Genomic DNA, 23,184 nt, shown 5'->3' with positions numbered 1-23,184 from the left:
TTGTTAATACCTGTTAAAAAAGGTTAAACGGACATCTCAGGGCAATAATCGCCGTAAATTTGTTTTGTGAAGAATGCAAAAATATGGTGGGTAATTGTGGCTATGACCCTGGCTCTGATAGGCCTGGTTGGGTTTCAGCTATACTGGGTGGATGCCATTATAAGTGCCAACGAGGAGGCCTTCAAAAGGGATGTGAATGATGCTTTGACTGGTGTTTCAGAAAAGCTTGAAAGACAAGAGGCTTTGTACGCTTTAAATAATCAAATGCGCCAATTTCAATTTTCAGCGGGCTTCAATTCTACCTCACCACTGTTACCTCAAGTAGATTTTGATACCGTCATTAACATGGAGCTTTTTGCTGATTCCAGTAGGCTGGACAACGGGTTCAATATTGTTTTTGACTTGAAATCCGGAGAAGTTCAACATCCCATGTCGGATGAGCAATTAGCACAGCTTGATCAATTGCGAAGGGTTCAGGAAGAAAGCATGTCTAAACTGGCCAAAAGGTCTGAAATGCTTTTCGAGGTTTTTGAGAATATGATGATGCGGCCCAGATCGCTTTCTGCACGTTTTAATCCTCATCAGCTGGATTCCTTGCTTAAATCTGAATTAATTGCACGTGGTATTGACCTGGCGTATGATTATGGAGTGCTGGCCCCGAACCAAAGCAGGTTTGTCCATTTGACAAATCATCAGATCAAAAACGAACTTGTTCACAGTGAGTATAAAACGCTTCTTTTTCCAAATGATATTATGTCGGATGAAAGTTGGTTGTTGATTGAATTTCCTCAAAAGGAGAAATACCTGGTTAGAAAAATGTGGATGACCATGGCGAGTTCAGGTTTCCTGATTCTGATTATTGCGGGGGTCTTTGGATATTCGATTCATACCATCTTTCGTCAGAAAAAACTTTCCGAGATGAAGAATGATTTCATCAACAATATGACCCATGAGTTGAAAACTCCGATTGCCACGATTTCACTTGCTACAGAAGCATTGAGTGATAAGGACATTCAACAACTTCCGGATATGCGTGATCGGTACCTAAAGGTTATTGGCGATGAAAATATGCGTTTGGGAGAACAGGTGGAACGAGTCTTGCAAATGGCAGCACTTGATAAGAAGGACTTCAGCCTTAAGGAGCAGCCCCTTAATATGCATGATCTCATAGAAGTGGCCATAGAGAAGAGTACCATACAAATAGAAAAACGAGGTGGAACGATCAAGGCCATACTGGACGCTTCAGATACGACCATCTTTGCGGATAAGACGCATATGACCAATATTATTGTGAATCTTTTGGATAACGCCAACAAGTACTCTCCGGAGGCAGCGAACATAACTATCAGAACCAGAAATCAGAAGGACACTATCCTGATCTCTGTTCAGGATAGAGGAATAGGGATGTCATCCGATGCCCAAAAGCATATTTTTGAGAAATTCTACAGGGTTCATACCGGGAATATCCATGATGTAAAGGGCTTTGGACTGGGCCTTGCTTATGTAAAGGACATGGTGGATGCTCACAAGGGATCGATAGCCGTTGAAAGTCAGCCAGGCAAGGGGAGTAAATTCACAATCACTTTACCTTTATACCATGGATAACCCAAGAATATTACTTGCAGAAGATGACCCGAATTTAGGTCAGGTACTCAACGAATATCTAATGCTAAAGGGCTTCAAACCCACGCTATGTGTTGATGGGCAACAGGGAGCTGACACCTTTAAGCCGGGCAAGTTTGATATCTGCATTTTGGATCTGATGATGCCAAAAAAGGATGGGTTTCAGCTGGCGGAAGAAATCAAATCAATCGACCCAGAAATACCGATCATTTTCCTTACGGCTAAATCTATGAAGGAAGACATGGTTCAGGGTTTTCAGGTGGGGGCCGATGATTATATCACAAAACCCTTCAGTATGGAGGTTTTGTTGCTGCGTATCAAGGCCGTTCTTAAACGGACCATGTCGGGAACCCATTCGGAAATTCCCGATGAGGTGACCCTTGGATGTCTCAAATATCAATATGCTGATAATAGTTTGACCACTCCCTCTGGCCCCATAAAACTCACGACGAAGGAAAATGAGTTACTAAAGCTGTTTGTGGAGAATCTGAACCAGACGGTGACACGAACAGTGGCTTTGAAAAAGATCTGGCATGATGATTCCTACTTTAATGCCCGAAGTATGGATGTCTACATTGCGAAGCTCAGGAAATACCTTAAAGAAGAAGAATCACTTAAGATTTTGACCGTTCACGGAGAAGGCTTCAAACTAGTGCATATGCACTAAATTCTTGGCTATATTTGTTTAGCCCATAAGGGCCCAGACTGATTAACCCAAAACCCCAAAATCTGCTTTTATGTGGATTGTACCATCTATCACAGTTACGCATGGCCGCACCATACGTCTCACTCAGGGCGATCCCAATAGTGAGAAGGCCTATGACTCAAGTCCTTTGGACCTGGCAGAAGAATTTCTTGAGGCCGGAATAACCAGAATTCACCTTGTGGATATGGATGGAGCTACCAAAGGAGATCCGGTTAATTTGCCTACACTTGAAATGCTTACGGCTTATACAGATTTGAAAATCAACTTTGCCGGGGGTCTTCATACGGATGGAGCCATGACAAAAGCTTTCGAGTGTGGCGCCAAGAGTATCACAGCTGCAACGATCGCGGTATACAATAAGGAATTATTTACTGACTGGATCATGTCTTACGGCAGGGACAAGATTGTTTTGGCGGCGGACACCTTACATGGAAAAATCCGCGTAGGTGGATGGCAAAAAGGCACGGAAATAAATCTATTTGAGCACGTACAATATTTTTATGATCGTGGGCTGAAATACCTGAAAACAACGGACATCTCGAAAGACGGGTTGATGTCAGGGCCCTCTTTTGAACTATACACGAAGCTGAAAAGCGAGTTTCCTGACCTTAACATTTTTGCCAGCGGAGGAGTACGCAACATGGATGATATTCTCAAACTTGAAGACACGGGTGTAACAGGAGTGATCTTCGGGAAGGCGTACTATGAAGGGAATATTACGCTAAAGGAGATAGAGAACTATATCAGTTCTCGAAAACTTAATAACAATTAGAATTCAAGGTTGATGTCGGTTGCTCCTTGCTCTCCGTTTTCATCATATTTTACTTTATAAATGAAATAGAAGAGAAAGTTGAACTTGCAACTAGAATTATAATTGGAAGCACTATCCGTTTTAAGCTGTTCACTTTCTTTTGAGGAGGTGTTTTCTGATTTTTCGGAATTATCTTCTGTGTTTTTGTTCTTGTCTTCAGTTGATGTCGGAAATAATTTCACACTTGATCGTGTCTTGTTTTCCGCATTTCCAGGGTCATTTCCCTCATTATCAGAAGCAAAAGCACCAGTTACCATAAAAAACATGGTGAAGAATAATATGTAAGCAAGCCTTTTCAGAATCGCGTTATTTTGAAGACTTTAACGATAATCAGGTATGCAAGGTTGAAAATATTCAGTTATTAACCAAACCTTCAAAATAATATTTTGTTTTGCCAATTTTTCAATTGAAAATACAAGGAAAGTCAAAATTTCGTTCTGATTTGAACGCTATTTGAAATGGATTATTTCTCTAGTAAAATTCGCTGTACAGGCAGGCTCTGTGGGTGTTCCTTCTGAAGAAAGGAAATCAGCTTTTCACGGACGCTACACCTTAGGTCCCATGCGCTCGGGCTATTTCTGGCAGACATTAGTGCTCGTACCACAATCGTGTATTCTTTAGTGTCCACCACTTGAAGGGCATTCACTTTTTTGTCCCAATTGGGTTCAGATTCTAATATTTCGGTAAGCTTTTTTCTTAATGGCTCAATTGGCGTTTGATAATCCAGGTTGAGGATGACACTGCCTATAATTTCACCCTTGTTCCTGGTCCAGTTTTGAAAGGGTTTTTCAATAAAGTAAGTAATTGGAAGGATCAGTCTCCTCCAATCCCAGATTCTTACCACCACATAGGTCAGATTAATTTCTTCAATCCAGCCCCACTCTCCTTCTACAACCACAGCATCGTCTAACTTGATAGGCTGGGTAAAAGCTATTTGAATACCTGCCAAAAAATTGGCGATTGATTTTTGTGCCGCAAAACCAATAATAATACTTGCTACACCAGCCGAGGTCAGCAATCCTGCTCCGTATTTTCTTCCTCCCTCAAAGCTTAGAAGCAATATTCCTGCTGTTACCAATACAATCGCCACAATAAAGGCTTTTCTGATAAAAACCATTTGCGTAACTATCTTTCTCTCGTTACGATTGTCTTCTTTTTTCAGGTCATACTGAGATAGAATAATACCCTCAATTGTGGAGGTCGATCGAATCAGGAGATAACTCGTGCTTAGAATAAAAATTACTTTGAAAGTGGTAATCCATCCCTGATCAACCTGTCCCTGGTTCATTGACACATAGATGATCAATGCCGGAACGAAAATGTTAAATGCTTTAAAGGAGTGTTTACGAAGATGAGTAAGGGTATCTAATTCGGTTTTTCGGGAGCCATAAACCACCCCGAGCCGTACGATCCATGCGATCAACACACCTAATATTAATCCGCCTCCTATCCGGATAGCGGGAAAGGGCAAGTGATTTACGTCATCAATCCATTCAAACAGCATATTCAAAGCTATTAAACAGATTTCATTCTATCCAATGGCCGGGAAGAGGTTTTTTAGGAAAAAAATGGGCATGGTAAACTAAGGCGCCTTTGGATCAAGCAAATTTTTTATTGGGAGATAGAATTTATCATGTTGATATAGAAGATGAACCTTGATTAGCTCACATTTCATTTACAGGCAATCCTCATTTTCTATTGCTTCTCGCGGGGCGCTTAGCCAAAAGAAAACAGCCGTAACGACGGAACGGGCAAAAAAAAAGGAGACCGGGTCGCCCAGACCAACGCAAAAAGCTACTTTGACCAAATCATATAAGCATTTGAAAATAATTTTTTAAGGTCAAAATAGTACACGCTGGCCTTGGATGAACCCCGCCCTTAAAAGGACTTTATTAGGTGTTCATGTTTAGTCTGAAACCCTTTTGTCACCAACCACCATACTCGGATACATCCTACTGGGTTTCATTTTGGTTCAGAAGATCGGTCCGAAGGGACCAACGGATCAATCCGAAAACCTGTGGGATATCTAAGAAAATTAATATTCTAAAGAATCAGGGTGAAATGTGCACTGGGTCATCCAGTGTCAGTGAGGATATCCTATGGATAGTGTGGGATATCGCTTTTCCACATCTCCTCCCAAGATTGATTATCCTTTCCATTTGCCTTGATGCAAACGGAAGCCAAAAATCAAGACATTGAAGTAATTCCGGAAATTCAAATTCAATAGGTAATGAATCCAAAACTCATCCCGACGATATCGGGACTCAAACAATGGATTCAAAAATATGCATCCAAATATTTGAATTTCTGATCGGAATTCCTTCAATGCCGAAGACCTCTATGACGGGTAAAAAGAAATTGTTTGAAAAATCATGACATGACTAGTGTCACTTTTAAGGGCAATCATATACAATGAAGAGATGTAATCAATTCTACATTTCTGTTAGTGGTTTTCACGGATGAATACAATCTCCCCACAATTTTATTGCTTGATCCGGACCAACCTTTGGCCGACGACCTCCTGAACCACATCAAAAGAAATTTCGGAGGCTTATAACGAAAAAAGCAGTCACATCACTGCAACTGCTTCTTATTCTAAGGGTGGAAGATCGGTCTCGAACCGACGACCTCCTGAACCACAATCAGGCGCTCTAACCAACTGAGCTACAACCACCATGTTTTGGCAACCAATTATCCCTCACTAGGCTCAGGATTAATCACCACCTTTTCAAAAGGAATGCAAAGGTATATTCATTATTGGATTTTCACAATACACTTTATCGATCAAAATTAATTCTTTGACCTTTTGTACTTTCATCGAACCGGCCTTGACTGTAAGCAAGGTGCCCGGAGACAAAAACATGCTCAATGGTTGATTTAAAATGATGACCAGTAAATGGTGACCAGCCGCATTTAGATAAGATATTTTCTGACTTGACCTCCCATCCCTTGTTTGGGTTAAATAGTACCAAATCGGCGTGATAACCCTCTCTGATGAATCCTCTTTCTTTTATCTGAAAACATTGCGCGGGAGCGTGACACATTTTTTCGACGATGCGCTCAAGAGAGATTTTGTCTTCATGGTAAAAGTCTAACATGGCTACCAATGAGTGTTGCACCAATGGGCCCCCGGAAGGAGCACTTAAGTATTTGTTGTTTTTTTCATCGAAGGTATGGGGGGCATGGTCGGTAGCAATCACGTCGATCCTATTATCCAGCAAGGCTTTCCAGATCTCATCCCGGTCTGCCGAGGTTTTTACAGCAGGGTTCCATTTGATCCATTGTTTTTTCTCTGGATAGTCCTGATCGCTAAACCAAAGATGATGGATGCATGCCTCTGAAGTAATTCTCTTTTTCTCCAATGGCAGTTCATTTCCAAACAAGTTGGTCTCTTTGCCAGTGGATATGTGCAGGATATGCAATCGGGTATTATGCTTCTGGGCCAGTTTGACTGCAAACGAAGAAGATAGGTAACATGCTTCTTCACTTCGTATCAGGGGGTGGGCTTCCCAGGGAATGTCTTCACCGTATTTCTCCTTGTAGGCAGCCATATTGTCTTTAATGGTCTGCTCGTCTTCGCAATGGGTAGCAATTAAGGTAGGACAATTTGCAAATATCCTGCTCAGCACATGTTCATCATCCACTAGCATATTACCGGTAGATGAACCCATGAAGATCTTAACACCACAAACGTTTTGAGGGTCAGTTTTCATCACCTCGTCATAGTTGTCATTGGTAGTTCCCATGAAAAAGGAATAATTGGCCAATGATTTAGTTCTGCCAAGCTCATACTTATCGGCTAGCAACTCTTGAGTGACCGTTTGCGGATTAACATTGGGCATTTCCATATAGGAGGTCACTCCTCCGGCTACAGCGGCTTTGGCTTCCGTGTAGATTTCGGCTTTATGCGTCAGCCCGGGCTCACGAAAATGAACCTGATCATCTATAACACCAGGCATAAGGAATAGTCCTTCTGCATCAATTTCCTCAGCACCATTGTCCGAGCCAATTTCTGAAGCAATTTTTTCGATTCGACCGTTCTTTATCAGGACGTCCGAGTTATAAATTTTACCCTCATTGATTAGAGAGGCGTTCTTGATCAGGTATTGTTTCATCATCAGGAGTTTGTGTGCAAAATAAGATTATAGAATCCTTCCAATGCGAAATTAGAAAACTATGGATATTTCGGCAGGTGAAATGACAATTCAAAAAGGCTCATAATCAACAAATTATCTTTGATTCAGCCTAGATAATTCGTATTATTGTATTGAAGACGAATGGTTCCGTCTTCACATAGCTGGTTGAAAAGATCTAGGGGGGCTAGGTTTTACCACCCCCCGGATCGATTTTTTATTCTTAATTCAGCTTAACTCTCTCCTCTTTATTGGCAAGTTCCCACGCAGTAAAAAAGATCAGATCAGCAATTTTTTTCATTTTGATATAATCGATTTTTTCGGCCGTATCGGTTGGACGATGATAGTCCTCATGCGTCCCATTGAAGTAGAAGATTACGGGAATACCATTTTTCGCAAAATTGTAATGGTCTGAGCGATAATAATATCGGTTCGGATCATCATCTGCATTGTAAGTATAGTCCAGCTCCAATTGGGTATAGCATTCGTTGACTTTTTCGGAAAGCTCATGGAGCTCTGAGGATAATTTATCCGAACCTATAAGGTAAATGTAGTCCGGATTGCCAGCGTGCTTGTTGTCCACTCTGCCTATCATGTCAATATTGAGATCGGTAACGGTGTTTTTGAGTGGAAATACAGGGTTTTGAGTGTAATATTTACTGCCGAGCAAACCCTTTTCTTCTCCGCTCACTGTCATAAAAAGAATGCTTCTTTTCGGTTTAAACCCTTTTTTGGCTGCCAGGCTAAATGCTTCAGCCAACTCCATGACGGTAGAAGTTCCCGAGGCATCATCATCAGCACCATTGTATATTTTTCCATTCTTGATTCCCTCGTGATCATAATGCGCAGTAATGACCAGTACCTCTTCCGGTTTTTCTGATCCTTCAAGAAACCCAAGCACATTGGAGGAATTTACGTTGTTGATGTGTAGATCAGCGTTGAAAATCACTTCACAGGTTTTTCCTATCCCGTTTTCCTTTAGCTCCCCGTATGGGGTATCAAAGAGCCATTCAGTAAGTTCTTTTCCGGCCATGATGATTTTGCTTCCACTTTGGTCAAATTCAAAGTTCATTTTCGAGCCGCTTAGATAACTGCTATAGCGATCCATGATATATTCATATTCCAGATCATTTTCGAAAATGAGAATGAATCCTTTAGCTTTTGCTTCTTTTAATTCTGCCAGAGTAGTTCGGAAATTGATGAATTGCTCATTAACAAAAGCGACATACCTACCTTCCAGGTTTGATTTAGATATTTTGCTGAGGTCACCTGTTCCCGAAAAAACAACTTCTATAAATTCTTCGCCAAAAGTTTCTCCTTTAGTGTAATACAGGAAGTCTTGAAAGTTCTCTTTTCGTTCACCCTCCTTTTTCAGGTAGACTTCATTATAAATGGCTCGTTTTAGATCAAAATATTGTAGGTACGGGTTATCAGAACCTCGCACCGGACCCTCAAGCCCAAGACTTTTAAAATAATTAGAAATGTAAGTGGCTGCCAATTTCTGTCCCTTCATGCCGGTTTCCCTGCCTTCGAGTTCGTCCGAAGCCAGGTAGCTTAAATGGGTTTTGAGATCCTGGGGAGTAATGGACTTTGCAAACTTCGTCGCATTCTTGTCCTGGCCCACTGAGAGGAGGGTTGTTAGACAAATAATTACGGAGGAAATCCAGAACTTTTTCATGTGCAATTGCCTTGATTGTGAAAAGAGGGTCAAAATTAATGGGATCAACCAATAAGATTTTTACCACTCGTCAAACTATCACATAAAATAGTGAATTAGATCATAGATTTGCATCGTATAAATAAGCCACCATATTTTGTTGTTTAATGAAGGTTAATCTTACCGAAAGGGTCAGTTTTCAATCCCGACATAACAGCCCATCAGCTACCGAAATTTCTGATATGCTCCATGCAGTAGGGGTGTCCTCTCTGGATGAGCTCATTGATCAAACGGTCCCCGGACCGATTCGTTTGACCAGCCCTTTGAAGTTGGCTCCGGTCAAGAATGAATATGAGTACTTGCTGGATTTGAGGAAGACTGCGGGCAGGAATAAGATTTATAAGTCTTTTATGGGTCAGGGTTACTATGGGACGATCGTTCCTGCCGTAATCAAACGAAATATTCTAGAGAATCCGGGTTGGTATACAGCATATACACCTTATCAGGCAGAGATTGCTCAGGGGCGTTTAGAGGCCCTTATCAATTTCCAGACAATGGTGATTGATCTGACAGGGATGGAGATAGCGAATGCCTCTTTGCTAGATGAGGGAACTGCCGCGGCAGAAGCAGCGACCATGCTGCACAGTACCAGAAAGCGGGAGAAAAAGGAAGCCAATGTATTTGTGGCAGATGAGCGCATTTTTCCGCAAACCTTGGCAGTATTAAAAACAAGACTAACCTCTCTTGGCATTGGCTTGAGAGTAGAGAATATCGACGAAACAGATTTGACAGATTCTTCCATCTACGGAATACTATTTCAGTATCCTGATAATGATGGTGCAGTAATCGACCGTTCTGAGTTGGTGGCATCAGCTAAGGAGAATAGCATTGGTGTGGCGGTAGCCAGTGACCTGCTAAGTCTGTGTTTGCTTACTCCTCCGGGTGAATGGGGAGCAGATGTGGTAGTGGGAACGGCTCAGCGATTTGGTGTTCCAATGGGTTTTGGTGGACCCCATGCGGCCTTTTTTGCGACGAAAGAAGATTTTAAACGTGCTATACCGGGCCGAATCATTGGAGTCTCTAAGGATACTGAGGGCAATGTAGCTTATCGAATGGCCTTACAGACCCGAGAGCAGCACATCAAAAGAGAGCGAGCAACCTCTAATATTTGCACCTCTCAGGTTTTGCTTGCGGTGATGTCTTCGATGTATGCTGTATATCACGGTCCTGCTGGATTAAAGGCCATCGCGAATCGCGTACATGGACTGGCGAACACTACAGCAGCTTCGTTGAAGACTCTTGGGCTAGAGAATGTGAACACTCATTATTTCGATACGCTGAAAATAAAAATGTCGGATGCTCAAAGGCAATCGCTGAAGAAGGTATCTGATCAGAACGAGTTGAATTTCCGATATTTTGAGGATGGACATGTTGGTATATCCTTTGATGAAACGCACATGCCTCAGGATGCTCAACTCGTGGTGGATACCTTTGCTGAGGCGTTGGGAGAGTCTTCATCGGCGATTAGCATTGAGGTAGAAATAGATATTCCTGGTGCACTATCCAGGTCATCCGTATTCCTGGATCACGATGTTTTCAAAGTTTTTCATAGCGAGCATGAATTGCTGCGATACATGAAACGACTTGAGAATAAGGATCTTTCTTTGGTTCATTCCATGATTTCATTGGGTTCGTGTACCATGAAACTTAATGCCACTACGGAAATGATACCGGTCACCTGGCCGGAATTTGGTGGACTACATCCATTTACACCGAAAGATCAGACAGAAGGATATAGACAGCTCATTTCAGAACTGACCTGCTGGCTAAAAGAAATTACAGGTTTTGCTGATATTTCCTTTCAACCCAATTCAGGTGCGCAGGGAGAATATGCGGGGCTGATGGCCATCAAAGAATACCATGAGGCAAATGGCGATTTGGATAGAAATGTCGCTCTAATCCCATCATCAGCACATGGTACGAATCCTGCGAGTGCGGTGATGGCAGGGATGAAAGTTGTCATTGTCAAATGTGATGACCTTGGAAACATTGACATAGCCGATCTCAAGGCAAAGGCTGAGCAATACTCCGAAACGCTCTCTTCACTTATGGTGACTTATCCATCGACACATGGTGTTTTTGAAGAGGGAATTAAGGAAATCTGTCAAATCATACATGATAATGGCGGTCAGGTCTACATGGACGGGGCCAATATGAATGCGCAGGTAGGACTGACTTCTCCGGCAATGATCGGGGCAGATGTTTGTCACCTAAATCTGCATAAAACATTCTGTATTCCTCATGGAGGAGGAGGACCGGGCATGGGACCTATTGGTGTCGCGGAACATTTAGTACCTTTTCTTCCTGGAAACGGGACGATTTCGGTTTCTTCGGCACCTTTGAGTAGTGCGAGCATACTGCCAATTTCACATGCTTATATTGCCATGATGGGGGCTGAAGGGCTTACCGAAGCAACAAAAATTGCTATTCTCAATGCCAACTATATCGCGAAGCGTCTGAGCGCGCATTATCCGGTGCTTTATTCCAATCACAATGGAAGGAACGCACACGAATTGATCATCGACTGTAGGGATTTTAAGAGGTTTGGTATTGAGGTAGAAGATATCGCAAAGCGATTGATGGACTATGGATATCATGCGCCTACCGTTTCCTTTCCAGTTGCAGGTACGTTGATGATTGAGCCAACAGAAAGTGAAAGCAAACATGAGTTGGACCGCTTTTGTGATGTGATGATTGCCATCCGTTCAGAAATTGAGCAAATCAAAGAGGGCACAGCTGATGCCGATGATAATGTGCTGAATAATGCTCCGCATACCTATCGGGTGGTGATGGGTGATCACTGGTCGCATAGATACAGCCGTGAGCAGGCCGCTTTCCCGATGGAGTATTTGAAGACCCAGAAGTTCTGGCCATCGGTAAGTCGAATAGATAGTGCGTTTGGAGATCGAAATCTTGTGTGCAGCTGTTTACCTGTGGAGGCTTTCGCTGAACCTGAGACGGTTTAATTGCAGGGTTTTACGTAAAATGCACCCGCTATGTCATTGTTATCATCAAGGCTCGCCTGGATGATGCCGTCAATGGTGAAAGCCGAGAATGAGATGATTTGGATGTAACCTGATGCGGCGGTGAGGGCTTTGGAGGAGAAGGACCCTTCATAAAATGTGACGGCCTTGTCTGCAACGAAATCAGACATTTGATAAATGCCTGCCTGGGCAGGAATTGTAAATTCCACATATGCAATATTAGGATTGACCCCGCTACATACGTTGCCATCGGGAGTCTTATCACTCATAAGCCTTATAGTATATTCGCTCAGGCCATAAAAAGCGTCCCCTTTTTCAAAGGTCCAATCCTGTCCGGCTACTTTTCCAGTTGCCACATCAAGGTCTCTGATCGTTTTATCCTTACATGAAATAAAACCGATCATCAGCACGATTAGACTGGGAATAAATATTTTTTTCATAGTGTGATGCTCATGGTTTGAGTGATCAAACTTTCCTCTCTTCCGCCCAACGCATAGGTCTTTTCTGTAAAAGTAACCTCTCCTAAACGATCCACGGTTAAAACGCTAGATGAACAGGTTCCGTATTGTTCTGTTCGGATGCATGCTGCCGAAAGGGCTATTTCCAATTCAATAGGTACACCTGTTCTTGGAAGAATACTTTCATCAAAAGTATTTTCATTGCTTAACAGTTCTAAAAGATCTTCGTGTGAAAAATCCTTTTGAATAGCCTGTTGCACTGATTTTTTCAAAGCGCTCACCTTGGGCCAGGGAGTATCGAGCAGGCTGTTGCTGAGCCCATGTATTCCGGCGGGAACGGTATTCAATTTTCGCTCCTGATTGCTGTAATGTAACATGTTGTGAAAATCACAAGCGAGGAAGTTAAAGCCATTATAATCCTGTGAGTACTCATGAAGTGACTCCAAAAAACCTTTTGGACTTTTGTCTCCCAACAGATAATCGGGGATAATTTCACCTCTTGACCGTACATCCTCTCTAATATTGCTGAGGTCCCGGTAATTGGTTAGTGCCCCAAACTTCCCATTTTTTGATATGGCCATCCATGTCCCCATGGCTTTTTGATCCCTTCCGCCAAAGATTTCCGGATGGTCCGGCCAGGTTGCAGCTTGTAGCGTTGGGCGCTCATAAAACTCATCCCGGTTTGCGGCCACGATCAGTTTGTATTTAGGATGCTTGTCCCATGCGAAAACAATTAGACACATATCTTTACCGGATTAAATTTTGCCAAAGAAAACAAATCGATGAAGAAAGTACTGGGCTTCCTGATTGACTTTCAAAAAAAGTATTTCGAGTGGAAGCTCTATTTGACGCTGGCTTTTTTCCTTGCACTCTCCATCACGCTGAACTACCATCTTGATTTTGAAGATACCTATATCGATTCTGTCGAAGGGACACCGACTCATTGGTTATACATGTTTTTATGGCAGGGAGTTCCCTTCCTGATGATCTCTCTGGTCATTAGCCTGTTTACCCCACATAAAGAATGGCTAAGATCCTCGAGGTTTTGGCTGACATTCATCATTGGCTTTGGCATTTGCGGTTTTGACAGGTCATTCTATTTTCATGAATATCCCATCAACCATTTTCTCGAAGGTTCGGATCGGTATTTTATCAGACATTGCGTGCGCTGGTGTTCCAGTCTGTTGGTGATGGTCACTCCGCTCTTATTGTTAAGTCGCTATTTTGAGCCAAAGGAGGATCGTATCTATTTCGGGCTAGCCAACAGGAAGTTTGATCCACGCCCTTATTTTACCATGCTGGGCATTGCCCTGGTGTTCATAGGAATAGGCTCTTTCTTTTCTGACATTCAGGAATATTATCCAAGGTATTTAAGAAGTAGTGGACCTCATTTTTCACATATTCATGATTTTCCTGCCTGGATTTCTATGGGTATTTATGAACTGTGCTATGGTGCCGATTTTTTAGGGGTAGAGATATTTTTTAGAGGATTTTTAGTGCTGGCATTTTATAGGTTTTTAGGAGGGTACGCAGTGCTGGCGATGATTTCTACCTATTGCTTCCTTCATTTCGGCAAACCCATGCCTGAAGCAATCAGTTCTATTTTTGGAGGATATATTCTCGGAATTGTCTCCCTTTACACTCGCAGTATTTGGGGAGGAGTAATCATTCATGTGGGGATTGCCTGGGCTATGGAATTGTTCGGGTATCTACACAGATTAATATAATTTTATCCTATGGAAATAACGACAGTTTTGATATTGATCCTGGGCCTGGCGGCAGGGTTTGGATTGGGGTATTTGTTGGCGAAGTCTAAAAAAGGATCTGATGGTGAAGAGACACAAAAGCTGAGGCTTCAATTAGAGATGGAGCAAAAGCGCAACGCTCAAAGTGCAGAGGAAATCAAGTTCATGAATGAAGAGCTGCGTCAGGAACGTGAGCGGATCATTGACCTAAACAGCCAAAAATCAAGACTGGAATCGGATTTTAGAAATCTGCAGGAAAGGTTAAATGACCAGAAGAAGGAAGTTGAAGACCTGCAGGCTAAATTCAAAGAGACCTTTGAGAACCTGGCGAACAAAATTTTCGAGGAAAAAAGTGAAAAGTTCACGTCACAGAACAAAACCAATCTTGGTGAACTATTGAATCCGCTCAAAGAGCGAATTGAAACCTTTGAGAAGAAAGTGGACCAAAATAGCAAGGACTCATTGCAATGGAATACCTCTTTAAAAGCAGAGCTATCCAACCTAAAAGACCTCAATCAAAAGATTACGAAGGAGGCGGAAAACCTGACCAAGGCATTGAAGGGTGATTCGAAGGCTCAGGGTAACTGGGGAGAGATGCAGTTAGAATCGATCCTTGAGAAGGTGGGGCTACTGAAGGACACTCATTATTTCAAGGAAAAGAACTTCAAAAGTGAAAACGGCTCCAATCAAAGACTGGATTATATCATTAAACTTCCAGATGATAAATATTTGGTGCTCGATTCAAAAGTTTCTCTTACTGCCTACAGTAATTATTTTGATCATGAGGGGACTCCGGATCAGGAGAAATACCTGAAGCAGCATCTCGATAGCATCAATGGACATATTAAAATATTGGGGGAGAAAAACTACCAAAACCTGTATGATATTCAGCAGCCCGATTTTGTGCTGATGTTCGTGGCCAATGAGCCGGCCCTGACCATCGCGCTGAAAGAAGATCCTGCGCTTTATGAAAAGGCACTGGACAAGAATATCGTTTTGGTTTCGACCAGCACCTTGCTAGCTACTATGCGTACGGTAAGCTACATTTGGAAACAAGATCTCCAGAGTAAAAATGCCCTTGAAATTGCCAGGCAGGCGGGAGCATTGTATGATAAATTTGTCGGTTTTACGGAAGACCTGCTTAAGGTCGGGAACAACCTTCGTCAGACCAAGGATAACTATGACCTCGCGATGAATAAACTTTCTCAGGGAACCGGAAACCTTGTCAGAAGAACTGAGGTTTTGAGAGAGTTGGGAGCTAAGACTTCAAAGCAGAATGATCAGCGATTGATTGACAGGTCAGTTGACTGATTCAATCCAATGAGATTAATTTTGCGTACTGAAAATTTGAATGCATGCAATTGACTGCGGATAACAAATTAAAGAAACTCATTGTCGTTGGTGACAAGGTTCTGATCAAGCCCAAGAAAGACTCTGAAAAGACGAGTTCGGGGATTTATCTGCCTCCTGGTGTAAGAGAGAAGGAAAAGGTACAAAGTGGCTATGTGGTCAAAGCAGGTCCAGGCTACCCTATTCCGGTCCCGACAGATGAAGATGAGAGCTGGAAGGGCGATGAAGGCAAGGTGAAATATGTGCCACTTCAGGCACAAGAAGGTGATCTGGCTATCTTCTTACAGTCCGGTTCTTTCGAAGTGGTGTACGAGGGTGAAAAATATTTTATCGTCCCTCAGTCCAGCATATTGATGCTGGAAAGAGAAGATGACCTGTTTTAATCGAAAGTATGACAGCTTACTTATGTGCCAGGGCAAATTCCTTGGCGAAGTAGGTAAGAATAATGTCTGCTCCAGCTCGCTTAATAGAGAGCAATGATTCATCTCTGACCCGATCCGCATCCAGCCAGCCTCGTTCTCCGGCGGCCTTGATCATGGCGTATTCCCCGGAAACATTGTATGCTGCAATAGGAAGATCAAATTCATTTTTGAGGTCTGAAATGATATCGAGATAGGTAAGTGCCGGTTTTACCATAAGCACATCCGCACCTTCCAGAAAATCCAGTTCACCTTCAATGATGGCTTCCTTTCTATTGGCCGGATCCATTTGATAAGTTTTTTTGTCACCAAATTTTGGTGCAGAATCCAGGGCATCTCTGAAAGGACCATAAAAAGCTGAAGCGTACTTCGCGGTATAGGACATGATACCCACATCTTGAAAACCATTTTCGTCGAGCACTTCTCTCAGGTATCCTACCCTTCCGTCCATCATGTCTGAAGGGCCGATCATATCAATACCGGTGGCCGCTTGTGCCAGGGTCATTTGACCGAGGACTTCCAGTGTTTCGTCGTTTAGGATTTTTCCATTCTTAACGATGCCGTCATGACCATCAGAGCTGTATGGATCCATGGCGACGTCAGTAATAATGTGCGCTTCCGGAAATTCTTTTTTAATGGTATTTAGGGCGATCAGGTAGAAGAAGTTTGGATCGTAGCTTTTCGTTGCCATTTTATCCTTGTAATGTTCCTCGACAACCGGGAATACATCGAATGACTGGATCCCCAGCTTAAGGCATTCTTCTATTTCCTTGAGCATAAGGTCCAGGCTTAATCTCAAAATGCCTGGCATGGACTGTACCTCGGATTTTTGATTTTGACCCTCAAGAAGGAAAAGTGGAAAGACAAAGTCATTTACAGTTACCAGTGTTTCCCTGGTAATGTCTCTGATTGCCTTGGAGCTACGATTGCGACGCGGTCTTCTGTTCATGGTGCAAAACTAAGCACCAAAGTCTAATTCCTCAGACAATTGAGAGAACAGCAAACCCCCAAATCAACAATGAAGTAATTAATTGAGCAATATCGATGTACCGCGCAATGACTTTGCGGCTCGGTCTGTGATAAATGTGATCCATAAGGGCTGATTCTTAATCTTCTATTAGTCCCGACCTATTGTAATATACGAACAAACACAGGCATTTGTCCCGACCTAAGATCTTTCTTCTTGGGATTAGTAAATGATTAACATTAAATTTAGCATATACACGATCCCATGATGAATATCCAGAACATACTTGTACCCATAGATTTTTCGGATTGCTCGAAAAATGCCTTGAAATATGCCATCTACCTGGCTAAAAAATTTCAGGCCAAAATTCATATGGTTAATGCAGTTCACGTTCATTCTGCACATCCGGATGTTGTGGGGGGTAGTATTGTGGCGGCCGTGATCAAGGATTATGAAGACATGGTCAGGGAGTCATTTGAGAAGCTTGAAAAGGAAATCATCGAACTGCAAGATGTACCTCACAGCGCCGATCAATTTCTGGCGTATCTAATTGATGCGATTCATACCGAATGTGAAACAAAAGACATTGACTTTATCGTGATGGGAACCAAGGCCGAGCACGACGAGCTGGAAAAGGTACTTGGAAGCAGAACCACTGATGTCATTGATACGGCCACCGTGCCAATTTTGGTTGTTCCTGAAGGATGGGAGAAAGCCGGAATTGAAATTATCGCGTTTGCCTGCCAGATGGAAGAAGTTAAAAACCCTATGAGAGTCAAAATGTTGAATCAATTTGCATTGGATTTTGGGGCCAAAATTGAAGCGTTTACCGTGGCGAAAAGAAGGGAAGATATCACGGCAGCGGATCAAAACATTTTTAAGAACCTTATCCACAGCTTTGATGAAGGAATTGCTTCATTCAGTACGATCGAAGCAAGTTCTACCATTGAAGGTATTACCTCTTTTTGCAATTCCCATCACCCGGATTTACTAACGCTCATTCCAAAAGAGCATACATTCTTTGAGCGATTGTTTAAAAAGTCGATTTCGAAAAGTATCGCTTTGCACGTACCAGTACCTGCTTTATTTTTTAGGGAATGAGTCAAAGCTTAGAGCTAAAGACCTTTTCAGAATCAGATATTATTCCACTGTTTGAAGCCTTTTCATTGGCGTTCTCTGCTAATGATGTGCCGTTCAGGCCAAGTTTGGAACAGTTCCGAAATAGAATATTTCGTAAGCTGGGAATTGTCAATGAAGTCTCTGGCCTGCTTACCTCAGGAAGTATGGTGGTAGCCTTTGTACTGCACACGATTAATCGAAATGGCAATAAATTAACGGCCTATAATGGTGGCACCGGGGTAATCCCTTATTACCGAGGAAATGGTCACGCCATAGAGGTTTACTCCTGGCTTTTCCCAAAACTTCAGAATCTGGGTGTCAATAACATTCTTTTGGAGGTGATCGACAACAATCAGAGGGCCATAGAATTGTATAAAAAAATGGGGTTCAATTTTGTCCGCACTTTCAAATGTTTCAAATTAACCTCAACCATACCCAATTACCATGTTGATGAATTAATCATTGCTGAAGCAAAGCAATGGAACTCCGGTTATGCCGTTTTTGACAGTTATGAAACGAGCTTTTTGGATAGTATCCCACATCTTCAGACGAGTTTTGACAATGAGACCATGCTCATTTCAAGCATTGATGATCAGGTGGTAGGGTACGTGATTTTTCAATCGGCGCTTGGGCGTATTTCGAGGCTGGCGGTGATGGAACATTTTCGTGGTAAGCATGTTGCTAGTGCTCTTGTGAGAGAAGTACAAAAGAGAAGTTTTAGCAACGAGATCACCATTATGAATGTACCCGAAGATCAACAGGGTACGATTCAAGCGTTGCAAAAGATGGGTTTTGTCAATGAAGTGGATCAAATCGAAATGGAATTGATAATTTAGGCCTATGCTTTTCTCCGAGATTATTTCAACCACACATGCCGACCTTTTAGGTAAGGAACAGGACGGAGAAATAAGCGTGCTGGCTTTTGATACGCGCAAGCTCGTTTCCAAACAAGAAGTGCTTTTTCTGGCGCTTCCTGGAACAACAAGGGATGGACATAGGTACATTCGTCAGGCCTATGATAAAGGAGTTCGATTCTTTCTTGTTTCCCAGCAGCCAGACATGAATGAAACGCCTGAGGCCACTTTTGCACTGGTTTCGGATGTATTGTCAGCACTTCAAAAAGTGGCAATAGGCCACCGTTCAAAGTTTGATATTCCGGTAGTAGGCATTACCGGCAGCAATGGGAAAACGATGGTGAAAGAATGGTTGGCTGAGGTATTGGGGATGCATTTTCAGGTGGTGAAAAGCCCAAAAAGTTATAATTCACAAATGGGTGTTCCAATTTCTGTTTGGGGCATGTCGGAACAGAATAATTTAGGGATTTTCGAGGCGGGAATTTCCAGTTCAGGAGATATGGAGAACCTGGCCAGGGTCATCCAACCTTCCATCGGGATATTTACCAACATTGGAAATGCACATGATGAAGGCTTTAATTCGTTAGACCAAAAAATTAAGGAAAAGGCTCTTCTATTTGAGGAATCGAATGTGGTCGTATGCTCTAAAGATCAAACAAAACTATATACTAAGCTTGAAGCAATTCTTGGCGAGAAGCTGTTTTCATGGAGTTTGGGAGACAAAAAAGCTGACATTGCTTTCACATCGGAGACAGAACAAATTGTCGCTAAGTACCGGGACTCGGAATACACTTTTTATATTTCAGGAAGAGACTTTCCATATGTTGAAAATATATTTCACGTGATTGCTACTGCGATTTATCTGGGTTTGAGCGAGACGGAAATCGAATCCGGGTTGAAGCGCATCAAACCGGTCCCCATGCGACTGGAAATAAAGCATGGCATCCGTGATTGCTACCTTGTTGATGACTCTTATAACAATGACCTGGCAGGGCTTTCTATTGCGCTGGATTACCTGAAACAACAACCTCATAAAAAGAGAAAGACGGTCATTCTCTCGGATATTCAGCAATCGGGCATGCCGGATGTTAAACTTTATGAGAAAGTCAATGAATTGTTGGTGGCCAACAATGTACTCCGTTTGATAGGTGTCGGTCCGCACATGAATGCATGCAGAAGCCAGTTTTCTATAGACGCAACCATTTTTGAAACGGTTACTGATCTGATTGCACAAATGCCGGCATTTGAAAATGAGTTGATTCTCATTAAGGGAGCGAGGTCCTTTGCTCTGGAAAGGGTGGTGGCGTTGCTGGAAGAAAAAAATCATGGGACGATCCTTGAGGTGAATTTTGAAGCCTTGACCCATAACCTAAATGTCTATAGAAGGAAATTAAGCCGTCAAACCAGGATGATGGTCATGGTCAAGGCTTTTGCTTATGGCGGAGGTCTTGGAGAGATTGCCCATCTACTTCAATATGAAAAAGTTGACTATCTGGGGGTCGCTTATACCGACGAGGGGGTTGAGCTCAGACAAAAGGGGATTACCCTGCCGATCATGGTGATGAACCCTGACTGGAAGCATTTTGATCTGTTGGAAACTTTCAACCTCGAGCCAGAAATCTACAGTTCGAATATGTTGCGGGAATTGCTGGATGCTTGTGATAACCCGCCTCCTATTCATATCAAAATAGAAACAGGGATGAACCGGTTGGGACTTCGTCCCGATGAATTACATGAGTTTTTGGAAATTCTTGCGATGAATCCGACGCTCAGGGTAGCCGGAGTTTTTACCCATTTTTCTTCGGCAGAGGAGTCGAGTGAGGATGAATATACTCAATGGCAGGCGACTCAATTTGAGGAGGCCTATGACATCATCACTGAGTTTTTAGGTCATTGTCCCATGAAATATGCGCTTAATTCGGCAGGAATCTTAAGGTGGCCGCAATTTCATTTTGATATGGTAAGGTTGGGAATTGGATTGTATGGGCATGATTCATCTGGCACACTGACCGACCTAAAGCCTGTAAGCGCTCTGAAAAGCCGCATTTCTCAAGTAAGATCTATTAGGCGCGGAGAGAGCATAGGTTATTCGCGGATGGGTCGTGCCGAGTCTGATGGCCAGATTGCTGTAGTATCCATTGGCTATGCTGACGGTTATTTGAGAATGTTTGGTCGAGGGAGGGGATACATGTTGGTGAATGGACAAAAGGCCCACACGATTGGAAATGTTTGCATGGACATGACCATTCTGGATGTAACCGGTCTGAATGTGGAGGAAGGGGATGAGGTGATTGTTTTTGGAAAGGATCCGTCCATAGAAAATCTGGCGACCTGGGCACAAACCATTCCTTATGAGATATTGACCAATGTTAGTCAGCGAGTGAAAAGGGTGTTTGTTAGTGAGTAATCATCCACACCCCAGAGTTTTCTTAAAATCGATGTCCGGCCAGCCAATGCGTACGTCCTCCTCTTTTGGCTCAGATTTTTCATCCTTCTTCTTTTTGACCTGATCCGCTTTTTTTACCGCCTTTTCCTTTTTGTCTTTGGGCTTCATATCAAGAAAACCATGCTTAGTTATCCTAAGTTCGGCAATTCAAATCATTGAAAGGAGAAAACTTATGATATTTGCCGCATGAAGGCAGACATTACCACCTTACAGATAGGCGTATTGGGCGGAGGTCAACTGGGACGTATGATGATCCAGTCAGCAATCGACCTTAATCTTAATATCAACTGTCTGGATCCGGATCCAAATGCACCCTGTAGCACCGTAGCTAATAGCTTTGTCAATGGAAGTCTTAAAGACTATGACACTGTTATGAAATTTGGTGAAAATATGGATGTCATGACGATCGAGATTGAGGCGGTGAACACCGAGGCGCTAAAGGACCTGAAAAAAAAGGGTAAGGTGGTGTACCCTCAGCCTGAAATCATTGAGTTGATACAGGATAAACGAAAGCAAAAGACTTTTTATAAAGCCAACCGTATCCCTACAGCAGATTTTATCCTGACTGAAAATAAGGAGGAGGTTATGTCCCATAAGGATTTTCTTCCTGCCGTGAACAAGCTTGGAAAGGAAGGATATGACGGGCGCGGGGTTCAAATTTTACGCACAGAGGCAGATCTGGATAAAGCTTTTGAAGCTCCTTCCCTGCTGGAGCAGCTGGTAGACTTCAAGAAGGAATTGAGTGTGATTGTGGCGAGGAATGAATCCGGAGAGGTAAAATGTTTTCCTGTGGTGGAGCTGGCATTTCACCCGGAAGCGAACCTGGTAGAGTTTTTATTTGCTCCGGCGGAGATCAGTGCGGAGATTGCGGATAAGGCCTATCAGGTTGCAGTGGATGTAGTGGAAAAACTCAACATGGTTGGGTTGTTAGCGGTGGAAATGTTCCTGACGCAGGATGATGAGATTCTGGTTAATGAAATTGCACCAAGAACCCATAATAGTGGGCATCATACCATTGAGGCTAACATCACTTCCCAGTTCGAACAACACCTACGGGCTATTTTGAACTTACCACTTGGTGCTACGGACCTCATTGTGCCAGCTGCCATGGTAAACGTGTTGGGTGAAGAGGGCTACACAGGCATAGCTCAATATGAGGGGATGAATGACCTGTTGGCTGAAAAAGGTGTTCATGTTCACCTGTATGGAAAAAAAGAAACCAAGCCTTTCCGAAAGATGGGACATATTACCATCACGGATGAGGATGCAGATAACCTAAAAACCCGTGCGCGGGAGATCAAAGAAATCTTAAAAGTAATCGCATGAGCAAACCACTTGTCGGAATTATCATGGGCAGTCAATCGGATCTGCCAATCATGTCTGAAGCAGCACAAATGCTTGAGGAATTTAATGTGCCCTTTGAGATATCTATTGTATCCGCCCACCGCACCCCTCACCGCATGATCGAATATGCAGAAAAGGCAGCGGAACGGGGCTTGAAGGCGATTATCGCCGGAGCAGGCGGCGCGGCTCATTTGCCCGGGATGGTAGCTTCTTTGACCACCCTTCCGGTCATTGGCGTTCCCGTGAAATCAAGAAATTCCATTGATGGATGGGATTCTATTCTTTCAATTCTTCAGATGCCGGGCGGCATACCCGTGGCCACTGTTGCGCTGGATGGTGCAAAAAATGCCGGAATTCTGGCCGCAAAAATCGTTGGAGCCTTTGACGAAAAGGTGTCTAAATCCATAGCAGAATACAAAAAGTCCCTCAAAGAAAAAGTTGAGGCTTCAGCAAAGGAGCTCGAAGAAAAGGGATGGGTTGGTAAAAAGATAGGGTTTTAAGCAATCCC

20 protein-coding genes and 1 tRNA gene are annotated in these 23,184 nt (G+C 42.9%); 12 read left to right on the top strand and 9 right to left on the bottom strand.

The window, feature by feature from the left end; all coding sequences use genetic code 11:
* The first annotated feature begins 66 nt into the window (after nt 1–66).
* The 3 genes from NXR94_RS01905 to NXR94_RS01895 all read left to right on the top strand — a co-directional run bounded on the left by NXR94_RS01905 (nt 67) and on the right by NXR94_RS01895 (nt 3,101).
* On the top strand, nt 67–1,605 hold the full coding sequence (locus NXR94_RS01905) for a HAMP domain-containing sensor histidine kinase (protein WP_258102869.1): 1,539 nt from the start codon (nt 67–69) through the stop codon (nt 1,603–1,605).
* The gene (locus NXR94_RS01900; protein ID WP_258102868.1) at nt 1,598–2,290 is read left to right on the top strand and encodes a response regulator transcription factor; all 693 of its coding nucleotides are present in this window, start codon (nt 1,598–1,600) and stop codon (nt 2,288–2,290) included. Before NXR94_RS01905 ends, NXR94_RS01900 begins: the two co-directional genes overlap by 8 nt.
* A gap of 70 nt (nt 2,291–2,360) precedes the next feature.
* Nucleotides 2,361–3,101, top strand: coding sequence for a 1-(5-phosphoribosyl)-5-[(5-phosphoribosylamino)methylideneamino] imidazole-4-carboxamide isomerase (locus NXR94_RS01895; protein ID WP_258102867.1), 741 nt, complete (start codon nt 2,361–2,363; stop codon nt 3,099–3,101).
* On the opposite strand, the gene NXR94_RS01890 is transcribed toward NXR94_RS01895, so the two are convergent.
* From NXR94_RS01890 to NXR94_RS01870, 5 genes are all read right to left on the bottom strand, one after another.
* Nucleotides 3,098–3,406: a hypothetical protein gene (locus tag NXR94_RS01890; protein ID WP_258102866.1), complete on the bottom strand. Its 309-nt coding sequence runs from the start codon at nt 3,404–3,406 to the stop codon at nt 3,098–3,100. The two genes, NXR94_RS01895 and NXR94_RS01890, sit on opposite strands and share 4 nt — an antisense overlap.
* Nucleotides 3,407–3,603: 197 nt before the next feature.
* Nucleotides 3,604–4,644, bottom strand: a complete 1,041-nt coding sequence (locus NXR94_RS01885; protein ID WP_258102864.1) for a mechanosensitive ion channel family protein — start codon at nt 4,642–4,644, stop codon at nt 3,604–3,606.
* Between the two features lie 1,095 nt (nt 4,645–5,739).
* A tRNA-His gene (locus tag NXR94_RS01880) sits at nt 5,740–5,815 on the bottom strand.
* Nucleotides 5,816–5,917: 102 nt separating this feature from the next.
* Nucleotides 5,918–7,255, bottom strand: a complete 1,338-nt coding sequence (locus NXR94_RS01875) for a dihydroorotase (RefSeq protein WP_258103263.1) — start codon at nt 7,253–7,255, stop codon at nt 5,918–5,920.
* A 241-nt stretch (nt 7,256–7,496) separates the two neighbouring features.
* Entirely contained in the window at nt 7,497–8,951 is a 1,455-nt protein-coding gene (locus NXR94_RS01870) for a M28 family peptidase (RefSeq protein WP_258102863.1), read from the bottom strand.
* A gap of 146 nt (nt 8,952–9,097) precedes the next feature.
* Here NXR94_RS01870 and gcvP point away from each other — a divergent pair, with 146 nt between their 5' ends.
* Nucleotides 9,098–11,956 (top strand): aminomethyl-transferring glycine dehydrogenase, encoded by a 2,859-nt coding sequence (gcvP, locus tag NXR94_RS01865; protein ID WP_258102862.1) that lies wholly within the window; start codon nt 9,098–9,100, stop codon nt 11,954–11,956.
* On the opposite strand, the gene NXR94_RS01860 is transcribed toward gcvP, so the two are convergent.
* A complete protein-coding gene (locus NXR94_RS01860) occupies nt 11,953–12,414 on the bottom strand; it encodes a hypothetical protein (protein ID WP_258102861.1) in 462 nt (153 codons plus the stop codon). The two genes, gcvP and NXR94_RS01860, sit on opposite strands and share 4 nt — an antisense overlap.
* A complete protein-coding gene (locus NXR94_RS01855) occupies nt 12,411–13,175 on the bottom strand; it encodes an NRDE family protein (RefSeq protein ID WP_258102860.1) in 765 nt (254 codons plus the stop codon). The genes NXR94_RS01860 and NXR94_RS01855 overlap by 4 nt, the downstream gene beginning before the upstream one ends.
* Nucleotides 13,176–13,214: 39 nt before the next feature.
* On the opposite strand from NXR94_RS01855, the gene NXR94_RS01850 reads away from it, so the two are divergent.
* Genes NXR94_RS01850 through NXR94_RS01840 form a run of 3 tightly spaced genes read left to right on the top strand, consistent with a single transcriptional unit; the run spans nt 13,215 to nt 15,910 of the window.
* Nucleotides 13,215–14,159: a CPBP family intramembrane glutamic endopeptidase gene (locus NXR94_RS01850; protein ID WP_258102859.1), complete on the top strand. Its 945-nt coding sequence runs from the start codon at nt 13,215–13,217 to the stop codon at nt 14,157–14,159.
* Between the two features lie 9 nt (nt 14,160–14,168).
* Complete coding sequence (rmuC, locus tag NXR94_RS01845; RefSeq protein WP_258102858.1) at nt 14,169–15,488, top strand: DNA recombination protein RmuC; 1,320 nt, start codon at nt 14,169–14,171, stop codon at nt 15,486–15,488.
* A 44-nt stretch (nt 15,489–15,532) separates the two neighbouring features.
* Nucleotides 15,533–15,910 carry a co-chaperone GroES family protein gene (locus NXR94_RS01840; protein WP_258102857.1) on the top strand — a complete coding sequence of 126 codons (378 nt, stop codon included), beginning with the start codon at nt 15,533–15,535 and terminating at the stop codon, nt 15,908–15,910.
* Nucleotides 15,911–15,926: 16 nt separating this feature from the next.
* Here the strand turns inward: NXR94_RS01840 and hemB are convergent, their stop codons facing one another.
* A complete protein-coding gene (gene hemB, locus NXR94_RS01835) occupies nt 15,927–16,895 on the bottom strand; it encodes a porphobilinogen synthase (RefSeq protein WP_258102856.1) in 969 nt (322 codons plus the stop codon).
* Nucleotides 16,896–17,177: 282 nt separating this feature from the next.
* Between hemB and NXR94_RS01830 the strand changes: the two genes are divergently transcribed.
* The 3 genes from NXR94_RS01830 to NXR94_RS01820 are packed head-to-tail and all read left to right on the top strand — an operon-like array spanning nt 17,178 to nt 21,293.
* On the top strand, nt 17,178–18,014 hold the full coding sequence (locus tag NXR94_RS01830) for a universal stress protein (protein ID WP_258102855.1): 837 nt from the start codon (nt 17,178–17,180) through the stop codon (nt 18,012–18,014).
* Nucleotides 18,011–18,868: a GNAT family N-acetyltransferase gene (locus NXR94_RS01825; RefSeq protein ID WP_258102854.1), complete on the top strand. Its 858-nt coding sequence runs from the start codon at nt 18,011–18,013 to the stop codon at nt 18,866–18,868. The genes NXR94_RS01830 and NXR94_RS01825 overlap by 4 nt, the downstream gene beginning before the upstream one ends.
* 4 nt (nt 18,869–18,872) lie before the next feature.
* Nucleotides 18,873–21,293 (top strand): bifunctional UDP-N-acetylmuramoyl-tripeptide:D-alanyl-D-alanine ligase/alanine racemase, encoded by a 2,421-nt coding sequence (locus NXR94_RS01820; protein WP_258102853.1) that lies wholly within the window; start codon nt 18,873–18,875, stop codon nt 21,291–21,293.
* Here NXR94_RS01820 and NXR94_RS01815 read toward each other — a convergent pair whose 3' ends face one another.
* On the bottom strand, nt 21,294–21,440 hold the full coding sequence (locus NXR94_RS01815; RefSeq protein ID WP_258102852.1) for a hypothetical protein: 147 nt from the start codon (nt 21,438–21,440) through the stop codon (nt 21,294–21,296).
* Between the two features lie 78 nt (nt 21,441–21,518).
* On the opposite strand from NXR94_RS01815, the gene NXR94_RS01810 reads away from it, so the two are divergent.
* Nucleotides 21,519–22,658 carry a 5-(carboxyamino)imidazole ribonucleotide synthase gene (locus NXR94_RS01810; protein WP_258102851.1) on the top strand — a complete coding sequence of 380 codons (1,140 nt, stop codon included), beginning with the start codon at nt 21,519–21,521 and terminating at the stop codon, nt 22,656–22,658.
* Nucleotides 22,655–23,176 (top strand): 5-(carboxyamino)imidazole ribonucleotide mutase, encoded by a 522-nt coding sequence (purE, locus tag NXR94_RS01805; protein ID WP_258102850.1) that lies wholly within the window; start codon nt 22,655–22,657, stop codon nt 23,174–23,176. The genes NXR94_RS01810 and purE overlap by 4 nt, the downstream gene beginning before the upstream one ends.
* Nucleotides 23,177–23,184: the final 8 nt, after the last annotated feature.

Source organism: Marinoscillum sp. MHG1-6 (assembly GCF_024714475.1).
Taxonomy (GTDB): Bacteria; Bacteroidota; Bacteroidia; order Cytophagales; family Cyclobacteriaceae; genus JAMZMI01.
The sequence above is the reverse complement of the archived record's forward strand: the minus strand, read 5'-3'. Positions and strand labels throughout refer to the sequence as shown.